We start from the raw sequence: 12,492 nt of genomic DNA, 5'->3' as shown, positions 1-12,492 counted from the left end.
CCTGGTCACCGTGTCCACGCTGCGCGACCTCGCCGAGGAGCACACCCATCTCCGTCCGGCCGACATCGACCACCTGCACCGGATCGCGGGCGACTGGCAACTGCTCTCCGATCTGTCCTTCGCTGACCTGCTGCTCTGGGTGCCGGTCGACGCCGAGGGCACGTTCCTCTGCGTCGCCCAGGTGCGCCCGACCACCGCACCTACCGCCTACCAGGACGACCAGGTGGGTCGGATCGTCGGCGGGCCGGAGGTGGCCCACCTGGGGGTGGCGTACTCCCAGGCTCGGATCTGGCGTGAGGGCGACCCGGTCTGGTACGGCGACGTGCCGGCCCGGCACGAGGCGATCCCGGTCCGGCTGCGTACCGCCGAGGGGGAGGCCGGCGAGGTGATCGCCGTGGTGGGGCGGGACACCAACCTTTCCACCGCGCGTACGCCCAGCCAGCTGGAGCTCAACTACCTCACCACCGCCGACGACCTGGCGCAGATGATCGCGGACGGCACCTTCCCGCCGCCGCGGCATCCGGGCGAGACCACCTCGGCGCCCCGGGTCGGCGACGGACTGGTCCGGCTCGACGCCGGCGGCAAGGTCACCTACGCCAGCCCCAACGCCCAGTCCGCGTACCGCCGACTGGGCTACGCCTCGCACCTGGTGGGGGAGGACCTGGCCGCGCTGCACCGCCGGTTGGCCGGTGACCCGCTGGACGGCACCGAGGCCTCGAACGGCATCCTGGCCGCGCTGCGTGGTGAGGCGCCACCCCGCCGGGAGATCGACGCACGAGGTGCCACGATGCTCACCCGGGCGCTGCCGCTGATGCCGGCCGGGGTGCCGATCGGAGCGTTGGTGCTGGTCCGGGACATCACCGAGGTCCGCCGCCGGGACCGGGCACTGATCACCAAGGACGCCACCATCCGGGAGATCCACCACCGGGTGAAGAACAACCTCCAGACCGTGGCCGCGCTGCTGCGGTTGCAGGCCCGCCGGGTGGCCATGCCGGAGGCGCGGGTCGCGCTGGAGGAGTCGGTACGCCGGGTCGCGTCGATCGCCCTGGTGCACGAGACGCTCTCCATGTCCAGCGACGAGGCGGTGGAGTTCGACGGCATCGTCGACCGGGTGGCCAGCGCGGCGACCGAGGTCGCGGCGACCGAGGTGAGCGTCGGCATGCGTCGGCGGGGCAGCTTCGGGGTGCTGCCGGCGGAGATCGCCACCTCGCTGGTGATGGTCCTCAACGAGTTGCTGCTCAACGCCGTCGAGCACGGCTTCCCGCCGGCCGACGAGGCGGAGGAGGAGGCCCCGGTGGCCTCCGCCTCCGGCATGGTGCCGGTCGCCGCTCCCGAGGTGGACCCGTCGCTGCGGCCCGAGGTCGTGGTCTCCGCGCACCGGTTCCGCAAGATGTTGCACGTCTCGGTGACCGACAACGGGCGCGGCCTACCCCCGGACTTCGACGCCGAACGCGGGAGCCGGCTCGGCCTCCAGATCGTCCGAGCCCTGATCACCGGGGAGCTGCGCGGCACCATCGAACTGCGCGCCGGCGCCAACGGTGGCACCGAGGCCATGCTGGTAATCCCGCTGGCCCGCACCACCACCCACGACGGCCGCTCGCAGACCTGACCCGCTCTGCCGCCTCCGGTGGGGCGGGCGACCGGGCCCGCCCACCTCGATGCGCCTGGTGACGGTGAGTCATCGTGATGACTGAGAGGCATCACGCCCATCCTGATGTCCGCTCCCGCCGCAGACCCCCGCCGGCACCTGGGGGTCGGGTCAGCGGTCGGGGCGGCTGGTCAGCAGGGCGACGGTCAGGCCGGGGCGCTGCCAGACCTGGGCGACGGTGAAGTCCCTGCGGAGCGCGTCGCCCTTGGCGTCGGGCACGGCGGCCAGCGGCTCGGCGTGCCGGCCCGAGACGACGAGCCACACCCGTGTCGTACCGGCCAGGCACGGTGCCGGCTGGGGGCACTCGGCGGCCCACAGATCGCCGCGGCGGACCTCGTCCTCGGTGACCAGCACGTCGCGTGGTGGACCGCTGAGGTGGTACTCGATGCCGAGATCGAGGAAGAGCCAGCTGTGCCGGGGTGAGTAGACCACCGCGTCACCGGGACGTTGACCGTCGGCGATCACCCGGGCCGCCCCCGCGTAGTCCACCGGCGCGCTGCGCGGCCACTCGTGGGTCCGTCGCAGCGCGGCCTGATCGGGCAGGCCGAGCAGCCCGGCCAGCACCACCACGACGAGCGCCGCCGGAGCGGCCACGGCGGCCAGCGCCGCGCCCGCCAGCAGGCACGCGAAGGGCACCACGAAGACCAGATACCGAGGCACCCACAGCGGTACGACAGCGCCGGCGGCGAAGAGCAGCAGTACGGGCAGCAGCACCGCGCTGACCGGCAGCAGGGCGCGCCGCCCGAGCCGGGCCGCGCCCAGCGCGGCGACCCCGAGCAGCAGGCCACCCACCACGCTGCTCTGTGCCACGCCGCCGGGCAGCGCGGTCAGGTCGTCCAGCCGGGCCAGGTGGACCCAGTTCAACTGCCGGGACTGCTGGGTCCGCGCCTTCACCAGCAGCGGGCCGGCCAGCAGCGCGACCGGCAGCACGGCGACCAGCCACCGCCACACCCGCCGGTCCCGCGTGGCGTCGGGCTGGGCCGGGGTGGCGATGCCGGCCGGGGTCGGGCCGCGCCACCAGGCGACGAGGACGACCAGCGCATGGGCGGCCAGCAGTGTGAGCGCGATCAGGTGGATGAGCCCGAGAGCGGCGACGGCGGCCGCGTAACCGGCCCAACGGGCCCAGCTCGGTCGGCGCAGCGCGCTCACCAGCAGCAGTGTGGCGAGCACGGCGAGCATGGTGGCCAGCGCGTACGGGCGAGCCTCCTGGCCGTAGCGGGAGGTGCCGGGGAGCACCGCGAACAGCAGCCCGGCGAAGAGGCCGCCGCGCCGGTCGACGAGCCGCGCGCCGAGCACGGCGAGCAGCCCGGCGGCCACCGTCATCGCCAACACCGCCGGTACGCGCAGGGCGATGGTGGAGTCGCCGAAGACCCCCGTCCAGAGGTGCATCAGCAGGTAGTACGGCCCGGTGGCGGCGTCGATGGTGCCGGCCAGTCGGGCCAGGTCGCCGGGCGACCGGGTGGCCGCGCTCCACGTCGCCAACTCGTCGCGCCAGAGCTGGGCGGAGCCCAGCCCGGTCACCGTCACCGCCACTGTCACCAGCGCCGGGGGGAGCCAGACCGGCAGGCGGCGCAGGTGCTCCCACGCCGCCCCGGCCGACCTCTCGGACAATTGCCCCACGGTTCGAGCCTGCCACGGCCGGCCGGAGAACTCGGCCCGTGATGTGGGATCCAGCACGCGGACATTGGCCGGCCCCCATGGGGTGTGGCAGCATGGGGCCCATGACCGCCGCAGTCGTCCGCCGCTTCGTGGCACGTCGCCACGTCGATTACGGCCGCGTGCGCAGCGCGATCTGTCCGGCCTACTGACGACGCCCGACCAATCCGTCTCGGGCGCGCTCCGCGCCGGCTGTCTGAAGACACCGTTGTCCCGCCCGCTTCGCCGGGCCGGCCGCCGCGCCCCGCGTATCCCGAGGCACAGCAGACAACGGAGGACGCCGCGATGGCGGTCAGCAGCATCCCGGCCCGTTCCGAGGACCCGACGGCTCGTCCGACCCGAGCGCCGCGCCGGCCACGGGGTGAGGGTCAGTGGGCGCTCGGCCACCGCGAGCCGCTCAACCCCAACGAGCGGATCAAGAAGGACGACGACCCGCTCAATGTCCGGGCCCGCATCGAGACCATCTACGCGCACCGGGGCTTCGCCTCGATCGACCCACAGGACCTGCGGGGCCGGTTCCGCTGGTGGGGCCTCTACACCCAGCGCAAGGCGGGCATCGACGGCGGGCGTACCGCAGTGCTGGAGCCGCACGAGCTGGAGGACGAGTTCTTCATGCTCCGGGTCCGCATCGACGGCGGGCAGCTCAGCCTCGCCCAGCTGCGGGTGATCGCGGACATCTCCCGGGAGTTCGCGCGGGACACCGCCGACATCACCGACCGGCAGAACATCCAGTACCACTGGATCCGGGTCGAGGACATGCCGGAGATCTGGCGTCGGCTGGAGTCGGTCGGTCTGCAGACCACCGAGGCGTGCGGCGACTGCCCGCGCATCGTGCTGGGCAGCCCGGTCGCCGGGGTGGCCCGCGACGAGCTGCTCGACCCGACCCCCGCGATCGACGAGATCGTCTCCCGGTACGTCGGCGACAAGCAGTTCTCCAACCTGCCCCGCAAGTTCAAGACGTCGATCTCCTGGCTGGTGGACACCCCGTACGAGTCGAACGACATCGCCTTCCTCGGCGTCGACCACCCGGAGCACGGGCCCGGTTTCGACGTCTGGGTCGGCGGGGGCCTCTCCACCAACCCGATGCTCGCCAAGCGCCTCGGCGTCTGGGTGCCGCTGGCCGAGGTACCGGACGTGTGGGCCGGGGTGGTCGGGATCTTCCGCGACTACGGCTACCGCCGGCTGCGCAACCGGGCCCGGTTGAAGTTCCTGGTGGCCGACTGGGGCGTGGAGCGCTTCCGTGAGGTCCTGGAGAAGGACTACCTCGGTCGTACGCTGCTCGACGGCCCGGCACCGGTCCTGCCATCGAAGCCGGTCGACCACGTGGGCGTGCACGAGCAGGCCGACGGGCGGCACTACGTGGGCGCCGCTCCGGTGGTCGGGCGGGTCTCCGGCGCGCAGCTCAGCCAGCTGGCCGACGTGGTCGAGGCACACGGCAGCGACCGGGTGCGGCTCACCCCGTACCAGAAACTGCTGGTGCTCGACGTGCCGTCGGAACGGACGGAGTCGCTGATCGACGGGCTGCGTGCGATCGGTCTGGAGGCCCGGCCGTCGGCCTGGCGGCGCGGCACGATGGCGTGCACCGGCATCGAGTACTGCAAGCTCGCCATCGTCGAGACGAAGGCCCGCGGCGAGGAACTGGTGGCCCGGCTCGAGCAGCGGCTGCGCGACTTCGACGCGGACATCTCGATCCACATCAACGGCTGCCCGAACGCGTGCGCACGTACCCAGGTGGCCGACATCGGGCTCAAGGGTCAACTGGTGGTCGGCCCGGACGGCCGACAGGTCGAGGGCTTCCAGGTGCACCTGGGCGGCGGGCTGGGCATGGCCCAGGGGCAGACCGCCGGTTTCGGCCGCAAGCTTCGCGGCCTGAAGACCACCGCCGACGAACTTCCGGAGTACGTGGAACGGCTGGCCCTTCGCTACCTGGCCGGTCGGAGCGAGGGCGAGACGTTCGCCAACTGGGTGATCAGAGTCGACGAGGAGGAACTGCGGTGAGCAGCGAGAACCGAGCGGCACCCCTGTACTGCCCGTACTGCGGCGAGGAGGACCTGCGGCCGCACGAGGCGGGTCACGGCGCCTGGGAGTGCCACGCCTGCACCCGGGTCTTCTCGGTGAAGTTCACCGGGCTGCTGAGTCGGGCGGTGACCTCATGAGTCTCGTCTCGGCCGCGAACCTGCGCCTGGTGGGCCCGGGCGGCTCGACGTCGGTCGACCCGGCCCGGCGTGACCCGGACGAGCTGCGGGCCCTGGCCGAGCAGGCCGCTCGGGACCTGGAGGGCGCCCCGGCGCTGGAGATCGCCCGCTGGGCGGCGCAGACCTTCGGTGAGCGGTTCTGCGTGACCAGCTCGATGGCCGACGCCGTGCTGGCGCACCTGGTCTCCCGGGTGGCCCCCGGGGTGGACGTGGTCTTCCTCGACACCGGCCTGCACTTCCCCGAGACGCTGCGGGTACGCGACGAGGTCGCCCGGACGCTGCCGGTGAACGTCCGGTCGATCCGGCCCCGGCTCACCGTCGGCCAGCAGGACGGCCAGTACGGCCCTCGACTGTTCAACAAGTCGCCGGACGACTGCTGCCAGTTGCGCAAGGTGGAGCCGCTGGAACGGGCGCTGACCGGGTACGACGCCTGGGCTGCCGGGCTGCGCCGGGACGAGTCGCCGAGCCGGGCCAACACACCGGTGGTGACCTTCGACGCGCGTCGGGGCAAGGTCAAGGTCAACCCGATCGCGGCCTGGTCGCAGAAGGATGTGGACTCCTACATCGCCCGTTACAACGTGCCGGTCAACGAGCTGTTCAAGCAGGGTTACGGGTCGATCGGCTGCTGGCCGTGCACCCGCCGTACGAAGGCCGGCGAGGACGCGCGGGCCGGCCGGTGGGCCATGTTCGAGAAGACCGAGTGCGGGCTGCACGTCTGACCTCCCCGGCGACGACCCCGACCGGCCTCGGTGCGGCCGGCGGGGCGGATCCGGTGGTGTTGGTCGCGCACGGCAGTCGTGATCCACGGGCGGCCGATGCCACCCGGGCGCTGGCTCGGGCGGTGTCGGCGGCCCGGCCGGGCACACCGGTGTGGGCGAGTTGGCTGGACCACACCGAACCGGGGCCGACCGAGGTGCTGCGCGACCTGGCCGTGGCCGGTCACCGCCGGGCGGTGCTGGTGCCGCTGCTGCTGACTGCCGCGTACCACCATCGGGTGGACATTCCGGCGGCGGTCGCCGCGGCGGCGCGGTCCGGGCCACCGCTGTCGGTACGGGTCACCGATGTGCTCGGGCCGGCAGACGACACGCCCGATCCTGGGCTGCTGGCCGGGCTGTGTCGACGGCTGGGCGAGACGCGTGAGGGCCGCTTCGACGCGTTGGTGCTGGCCGCGGCGGGCACCCGGGACGCGCGGGCGCGACGGTCGGTGGGCCGGGTCGCCGATGCGCTCGGTGTGGAGTTCGGGGTGCCCTGCCGGGTGGCGTACGCCTCGGCGGCTCCACCGGCTGCCGGTGTGGCGGTGTCCCGCTTGCGGGCGTCCGGCGCGCGACGCGTCGCGGTGTCCGCGTACTTCCTGGCGCCGGGGCTGTTCCACGACGCGGTGACCGAGGCGGCCGGGGCGGCGGGTGCGGTGGCGGTCGCCGCGCCGTTGACCGACGCGCCGGAGCTGGTCGAGTTGGTGCTGCGTCGGGTCGACGACCGGCCCGCGCTGGCGTCCACGGGCTGACCCATGCCGGCCGGCACTGTGGGATCCACGGTGCCTACACTGTGTGATCCGGTGCCGGACGGCAGAACGCCCCGGCGGGCGAACCCACCGGGGCGTGCAGCTGTGTCGTTGGGGATCAGGCGGAGTGAGCGCGCAGCACCCGGAGACCGCCGCGCCGCTTGACGGCGCGCCGCTCTTCCTCGCTCATTCCGCCCCAGACGCCGGCGTCCTGACCAGACTCGAGTGCCCACTGAAGGCACTGGTCGGTCACGGAGCAGCGCCTGCAGACGGCCTTGGCCTGCTCGACCTGCAGGAGAGCCGGACCGGACGTCCCGATCGGGAAGAACAGCTCGGGGTCCTCGTCGCGGCAGACACTATGGTGACGCCAGTCCATGGCGGCAACACTCCTCATTCTGGATGGGTGGCGAACAATTGCTTGTCGTGCTTTTCCTATATGCATCCGCAGTGCCGATGGTGACAGTTAGCGTCTGTCCATTCGGCAGTGCGTGAGCAGGCGTTCAGCGCCGGGGACCTGCTGGAACAGCTCAACCTGACGAGCATATCCAGGCAATGTCCCGGTAACTCAAGTTCGCTTGTGAATACTTTCACGAACAGTCGCGATGTCAAGGGTGACGCTCGGAAAAACTCCGGGCGGTGAGCAAGCCCACAACCCATTTGTCCGGGTTCCAGTGCTTTCCTGGTTACCCGCCGTGCCACAGTCGAGGATCAATATAGTACAGTCCGCGTGACATTGCTGACATTTCCGGCACCTGCTCCTCGGTGTGGCGGCGACCAGGTCGATCGGTTGTGGCCACCGTGTCGACCAAGGGCAGTACCCGAGACCTAGCAGATTACTCTCAGTGCGGCGGGAACGGAGGTGAATCTGACTTTCTCCCGCTCGCCGAGATAGTCCCCGTCCAGCTGGAACGCCTGCGGACGGCCTGAGACCAGCGTGAACTCCGGCGTGTCATGGAGTCGTAACACCTGCCGACCGCGTGGATCCGGTTGCCGGGACAGGAACTGCGTCACTGTCCGTGTTGTGCTAGCCACCCGGAGCTGACGCAGCGCCAGCACATCGAGCCCGAGATCGAACGACGCCGCCGGGTTCGGGTTGACCTCGCGGTCGCCCAGGTACGTCCACGGCGCCGTGTTCTGGATGATGACGGTGGCCAGCTCGGTCTCCGCCGGCTCGCCCGGACGCTCCAGGACGATCGCCGGGTGCCGGCGGTCCGAGGCGAAGAAGTACTGATTCATGATCGAACGCAGATAGAGCGACGGCGTCGAGACCCGACCCTTCCGCCGGGCCTGCTCCACCCGGTGGATCACCGCGGCGTCCAGGCCGAAGCCGGCGCAGAAGGTGAAGTAGCGGTCGTCGGCGAGGCCCAGCCCCACCGTCCGGCTCCGGCCCAGCCGCAGCCCTTCCAGGATCATGCTGGTCGCCTCCGGCCACTCCCGGGGCAGACCCACCGCGCGGGCGAACACGTTGGTCGAGCCACCGGGGACGGTCGCCAGCGCGGGCAGCCGCTCGGCCATCGGCGCGTCGTCGCCGCGAGTCGGCGGTTCGGCCGTCATCAGGCCGTTCACCACCTCGTTCACTGTGCCGTCGCCACCCAGGGTGACGACCAGGTCGACGCCCTCAGCGGCTGCCTCCCGGGCCAGCGCCACGGCGTGCCCACGCCGACGGGTGTAGCGCACGCTGAGATCGACTTCGCTGCGCAGCGCCCGGACGAGCACGTCCCGGCTGCGTTCGCTGGTGGTGGTGGCCTTCGGATTGACCACCAGGACGGCCCGCATGGGCGGCACTGTACCTTCCGGCAGCCCGGGTATCGTGGCGCGCGTGACCATCGACTCGGCCCCGATCCCCGTCACGCTCCGCTGGGCGGTCCGGCTGCTGTGGGCGGAGGCCGCCGTCGTCGGGCTGATCGCCGTCTGGCTGGTCTGGGCCGACCTCACCGCCACCCGCACCGACCTGCTGGCGGCACTGCTGGTGACCGTGTTCGCCGTCGGGGCGGCCGTCGCGCTCTGGGCCCTGGGTCGGGCGCTGCTACGGCGTCAGGCGGGCGCACGAGCCCCCGCGATCGTGCTTCAGCTGATGCTGCTGCCGATCGGGTGGTTCATGATCCAGGCCGGCCTGGGCTGGCTGGGCGTGCCGCTGATGGTGTTCGGCCTGGGCGTGGCCTGGCTGTTGATCTGCCCACCGACGACCCGCGCCCTCGGCTTCGAGTGACCGCGCCGGTGCGTCGGACCGGTCAGTAGCCGCCGGAGCGACGGGTGAGCAGCGCGATAGTGGCCCGATCGCCGGCGGAGGTGGCGGACGCCGAGGTGGTCAGCGCGGTGAGCACCTTCCAGGCGAAGGACGACTCGGCGGGCAGGGTGGCACCGCGCACCGTCGGCACCGTCACCTCGACCGTCAGCGCGTCGTCGGTGACCGCGAAGCGGCACTCCAACTCGGCGTCGCGGGTGGCGATGGCGAGCAGCATGGCGCACGCCTCGTCGACAGCGATCCGCAGGTCCTCGATCTCGTCGAGCGCGAACTGCAACCGGGCCGCGAGACCCGCGGTGGCGGTGCGGAGCACGCCGAGGTAACCGCCGTCGGCAGGCACCGTGAGGTGCACCACGTCGTCGTCGGTCGCTGGCTGGCCAGTCAGTTGAGTCACGCCTCATCCCCCCGGTCGGGGACTCTACCCGGTCGGTCGCCCATTACGCGTGCCGGCGGTGGTGGCTTGCTCGGCCAGCTCGCGGAGCGCGGTGCCGCTGAGCCGGTAGGCAACCCACTCGCTCATCTGTTCGGCGCCGATCGAAGCGTAGAAGCCGGCAGCCGGATTCCAGTCGATCATCTGCCACTCCAGCCGCTGGTAGCCCCGCCGTACGCAGATGTCGGCCAGCGCGGCGAGCAGCAGTCGACCCGCTCCGGTGCCCCGGGCGGACGGCCGGACGTAGAGGTCCTCCAGGTGGATGCCGTGCACGCCGGCCCAGGTGGAGAAGTTGAGGAACCACAGCGCGAACCCGACCGGCTCGTCGTGCTCGTCGACCGCGACGTGACCGAAGAGCGCCGCAGCGGTCGTACCACCGCTGCCGCTCGGCGTGCCGCTACCTGGAGCAGCCGCGAAGAGCGCCGAGGTCAGCTGCTCGTTGGTGAGGTGGCACTGCTCCGGGGCACGCTCGTACTCGGCCAACTCGTGCACCATGGCGACGACGGCCGGCACGTCCTCGGGACGTACCGGCCGGATCGTCGGAATGACCGGGGAGGTCACGCCTTCTTGGTCTCCCAGAAGATCTTCGAGATCTCGTCGATCTTCGCGAGCAGCTTGTCGGCGGTGGCCGGGTCGAGGCTGCCCTTGACGCCGCCGGCGCCGGCGAGCTTGGTGGCCTCGTTGAACAGGCTGTGCAGGTTCGGGTACTTCTCGAAGTGCGGCGGCTTGAAGTAGTCGGTCCACAGCACCCAGAGGTGGTGCTTGACCAGCTCGGCGCGCTGCTCCTTGATGATGACGGCGCGGGTGCGGAACTCCGGGTCGGTGTTCGACTGGTACTTCTCGCAGATCATTTTGACCGACTCGGCCTCGATCCGGGCCTGTGCCGGGTCGTAGACACCGCACGGCAGGTCGCAGTGAGCGCTCGCGGTGACGCGGGGCGCAAGGATGCGCGGAAGTCGCATCAGGATCCTCCATGGGAAGTTTGCGATGATCAAAGGCGACATTACTCCTGGGAATGCTCCCCGAACCGGGTGGAGGTGAAACCAGTGGCCGCCGATCACCCGGCTGAGGTGCCCCGGTTGCGGAGGCCGCTGACCGCCGTCCTGGTGACCGGCCCGTCCATGGCCCCGACCCTGCGCCACGGTGACGCGGTGCTGGTTCGTCCCGGTGGCCGCCCGATCCGAGCCGGCGACGTGGTGGTCGCGGTCTTCCGGACCCGGCCCGATCTGCTGGTGGTGAAGCGTGCGGTCCGGCCACAGGACGGCGGCTGGTGGCTACGCGGCGACAACGACCTGATCACCGATGACTCCCGGGCGTACGGGGTGGCCGACGTACGTGGACGGGTGGTGGCCCGCTACTGGCCGCGCCCCGGACGGGTGCCTCGTCGTCAGTTATGACCCTGCTCACATCCGGGGGGTGGTGCCGACACTATGCTCGGAAAGTGCCCGGGTGACCCCCCGCACCGCGTGCCACCGCTCGCCGCCCACCTCGCGGCGGGGCAGGCCGCCTCACATCTGCTCGACAGATCCTGGAGTCACCACCATGTCTTCGTCCACCGTGGACCCCGCTGATCCCGTCTTCCTGCTGCACCGGGGCGGCAAGATGGCCGTCACCTCGACCGTGCCGCTCACCAGCCGGGAGGACCTCTCCCTGGCGTACACCCCGGGGGTGGCCCGGGTGTGTGAGGCGATCGCCGCCGACCCCGCCCTGGTGGACGACTACACCTGGGTGTCGCACACGGTCGCGGTGGTCACCGACGGCTCGGCGGTGCTCGGGCTGGGCAACATTGGCCCCCGGGCCGCGCTGCCGGTGATGGAGGGCAAGGCGGTGCTGTTCAAGCAGTTCGCCGGGGTGGACGCGGTGCCGGTGTGCCTGGACACCCAGGACGTGGACGAGATCATCGCGGTGGTGCGGGCACTGGCGCCCTCGTTCGGTGGGATCAATCTGGAGGACATCAGCGCGCCGCGCTGCTTCGAAATCGAGCGCCGGCTCGACGAGGCGCTGGACATCCCGGTCTTCCACGACGACCAGCACGGCACCGCCATCGTGGTGCTGGCCGCGCTGCGCAACGCCGCGATGTTGCTCGACCGCAAGCTCGGTGACCTGCGGGTGGCGGTGAGCGGCGCGGGCGCGGCCGGCGTGGCCGTGACGAAGATGCTGATCGCCGGGGGCGTCAACCCCGACCAGGTGGTGGTCTGCGACTCCAAGGGGATCATCGGCCGGCACCGCACCGAGCTGACCGGCACCAAGGCCGAGTTGGCGGCGAGCACCAACGCCGACGGCCGCCACGGCGACATCACCGAGGCGCTACGCGGCGCGGACGTGCTGATCGGGGTCTCCGGCGGGCAGATCCCCGAGGCCGCGGTGGCTCAGATGGCACCCGGCGGGATCGTGTTCGCGCTGGCGAACCCGACTCCCGAGGTGCACCCCGAGGTGGCCGCCCGGCACGTCGCGGTGGTCGCCACCGGGCGCAGCGACTACCCCAACCAGATCAACAACGTGCTGGCCTTCCCCGGGGTGTTCCGCGGCGCGCTGGATGCCGGTGCCACCCGGATCACCGAGGCCATGAAGGTCGCCGCCGCGGACGCCATCGCCGGCGTGGTGGCGGAGTCCCTGACCGCCGACGCGATCGTTCCGTCCCCGCTCGACCCGCGTGTCGCGCCGGCAGTGGCCGAGGCGGTCGCCGAAGCCGCCCGCCGCGACGGCGTCGCCCGCCGGTAAACCGCACGCGTAGGCCCGGGGTGCCCAGGCGCAGCATGCGCCGCTGGTCTGCGCGCACGCGTGGGCCAGGGGCGCTCCGGCGCAGCACGCGCCGCT

General features: G+C 71.8%; 14 protein-coding genes. 8 read left to right on the top strand and 6 right to left on the bottom strand.

What is annotated here, in order from left to right:
- Window positions 1–10 precede the first annotated feature (10 nt).
- Entirely contained in the window at window positions 11–1,609 is a 1,599-nt protein-coding gene (locus tag AB0B68_RS25030) for a histidine kinase N-terminal domain-containing protein (protein WP_357263066.1), read from the top strand.
- Between the two features lie 150 nt (window positions 1,610–1,759).
- On the opposite strand, the gene AB0B68_RS25025 is transcribed toward AB0B68_RS25030, so the two are convergent.
- A complete protein-coding gene (locus AB0B68_RS25025; protein WP_357263063.1) occupies window positions 1,760–3,268 on the bottom strand; it encodes a glycosyltransferase family 39 protein in 1,509 nt (502 codons plus the stop codon).
- Between the two features lie 321 nt (window positions 3,269–3,589).
- On the opposite strand from AB0B68_RS25025, the gene AB0B68_RS25020 reads away from it, so the two are divergent.
- The 4 genes from AB0B68_RS25020 to AB0B68_RS25005 are packed head-to-tail and all read left to right on the top strand — an operon-like array spanning window position 3,590 to window position 7,003.
- Window positions 3,590–5,302: a nitrite/sulfite reductase gene (locus AB0B68_RS25020; RefSeq protein WP_357202791.1), complete on the top strand. Its 1,713-nt coding sequence runs from the start codon at window positions 3,590–3,592 to the stop codon at window positions 5,300–5,302.
- Complete coding sequence (locus AB0B68_RS25015; protein ID WP_165435836.1) at window positions 5,299–5,460, top strand: hypothetical protein; 162 nt, start codon at window positions 5,299–5,301, stop codon at window positions 5,458–5,460. The genes AB0B68_RS25020 and AB0B68_RS25015 overlap by 4 nt, the downstream gene beginning before the upstream one ends.
- The gene (locus AB0B68_RS25010) at window positions 5,457–6,218 is read left to right on the top strand and encodes a phosphoadenylyl-sulfate reductase (RefSeq protein ID WP_357202794.1); all 762 of its coding nucleotides are present in this window, start codon (window positions 5,457–5,459) and stop codon (window positions 6,216–6,218) included. Before AB0B68_RS25015 ends, AB0B68_RS25010 begins: the two co-directional genes overlap by 4 nt.
- A complete protein-coding gene (locus AB0B68_RS25005) occupies window positions 6,215–7,003 on the top strand; it encodes a CbiX/SirB N-terminal domain-containing protein (protein ID WP_357202827.1) in 789 nt (262 codons plus the stop codon). The genes AB0B68_RS25010 and AB0B68_RS25005 overlap by 4 nt, the downstream gene beginning before the upstream one ends.
- A 115-nt stretch (window positions 7,004–7,118) precedes the next feature.
- Here the strand turns inward: AB0B68_RS25005 and AB0B68_RS25000 are convergent, their stop codons facing one another.
- Complete coding sequence (locus AB0B68_RS25000; protein ID WP_088950012.1) at window positions 7,119–7,376, bottom strand: WhiB family transcriptional regulator; 258 nt, start codon at window positions 7,374–7,376, stop codon at window positions 7,119–7,121.
- 449 nt (window positions 7,377–7,825) lie between these two features.
- Window positions 7,826–8,776 (bottom strand): diacylglycerol kinase family protein, encoded by a 951-nt coding sequence (locus AB0B68_RS24995; RefSeq protein WP_357202797.1) that lies wholly within the window; start codon window positions 8,774–8,776, stop codon window positions 7,826–7,828.
- A gap of 43 nt (window positions 8,777–8,819) precedes the next feature.
- Here AB0B68_RS24995 and AB0B68_RS24990 point away from each other — a divergent pair, with 43 nt between their 5' ends.
- Window positions 8,820–9,209 (top strand): hypothetical protein, encoded by a 390-nt coding sequence (locus AB0B68_RS24990; protein ID WP_355008150.1) that lies wholly within the window; start codon window positions 8,820–8,822, stop codon window positions 9,207–9,209.
- A gap of 22 nt (window positions 9,210–9,231) precedes the next feature.
- Here AB0B68_RS24990 and AB0B68_RS24985 read toward each other — a convergent pair whose 3' ends face one another.
- The 3 genes from AB0B68_RS24985 to sodN are packed head-to-tail and all read right to left on the bottom strand — an operon-like array spanning window position 9,232 to window position 10,637.
- Complete coding sequence (locus AB0B68_RS24985) at window positions 9,232–9,639, bottom strand: ATP-binding protein (protein WP_355008149.1); 408 nt, start codon at window positions 9,637–9,639, stop codon at window positions 9,232–9,234.
- 24 nt (window positions 9,640–9,663) lie between these two features.
- Window positions 9,664–10,236: a GNAT family N-acetyltransferase gene (locus AB0B68_RS24980; RefSeq protein WP_357263059.1), complete on the bottom strand. Its 573-nt coding sequence runs from the start codon at window positions 10,234–10,236 to the stop codon at window positions 9,664–9,666.
- Entirely contained in the window at window positions 10,233–10,637 is a 405-nt protein-coding gene (gene sodN / locus AB0B68_RS24975) for a superoxide dismutase, Ni (RefSeq protein WP_030490383.1), read from the bottom strand. The genes AB0B68_RS24980 and sodN overlap by 4 nt, the downstream gene beginning before the upstream one ends.
- A gap of 84 nt (window positions 10,638–10,721) precedes the next feature.
- Here sodN and AB0B68_RS24970 point away from each other — a divergent pair, with 84 nt between their 5' ends.
- Window positions 10,722–11,072 carry a S24/S26 family peptidase gene (locus AB0B68_RS24970; protein ID WP_220090464.1) on the top strand — a complete coding sequence of 117 codons (351 nt, stop codon included), beginning with the start codon at window positions 10,722–10,724 and terminating at the stop codon, window positions 11,070–11,072.
- Between the two features lie 145 nt (window positions 11,073–11,217).
- Window positions 11,218–12,396 (top strand): NADP-dependent malic enzyme, encoded by a 1,179-nt coding sequence (locus tag AB0B68_RS24965; RefSeq protein WP_357202806.1) that lies wholly within the window; start codon window positions 11,218–11,220, stop codon window positions 12,394–12,396.
- The last annotated feature ends 96 nt before the right edge of the window (window positions 12,397–12,492 follow it).

Origin of the sequence: Micromonospora sp. NPDC049049, from assembly GCF_040649115.1 — a bacterium.
GTDB lineage: Bacteria > Actinomycetota > Actinomycetes > Mycobacteriales > Micromonosporaceae > Micromonospora.
This window is presented reverse-complemented; position numbering and strand designations above follow the sequence as displayed.

What these genes read in the sequence shown, in the direction of transcription:
- AB0B68_RS25020 (WP_357202791.1), top strand. Translation starts at nt 3,590, where the DNA reads ATGGCGGTCAGCAGCATCCCGGCCCGTTCCGAGGACCCGACGGCTCGT.
- AB0B68_RS24965 (WP_357202806.1), top strand. Translation starts at nt 11,218, where the DNA reads ATGTCTTCGTCCACCGTGGACCCCGCTGATCCCGTCTTCCTGCTGCAC.
- AB0B68_RS24995 (WP_357202797.1), bottom strand. Translation starts at nt 8,776, where the DNA reads ATGCGGGCCGTCCTGGTGGTCAATCCGAAGGCCACCACCACCAGCGAA.
- AB0B68_RS25000 (WP_088950012.1), bottom strand. Translation starts at nt 7,376, where the DNA reads ATGGACTGGCGTCACCATAGTGTCTGCCGCGACGAGGACCCCGAGCTG.
- AB0B68_RS25010 (WP_357202794.1), top strand. Translation starts at nt 5,457, where the DNA reads ATGAGTCTCGTCTCGGCCGCGAACCTGCGCCTGGTGGGCCCGGGCGGC.
- sodN (WP_030490383.1), bottom strand. Translation starts at nt 10,637, where the DNA reads ATGCGACTTCCGCGCATCCTTGCGCCCCGCGTCACCGCGAGCGCTCAC.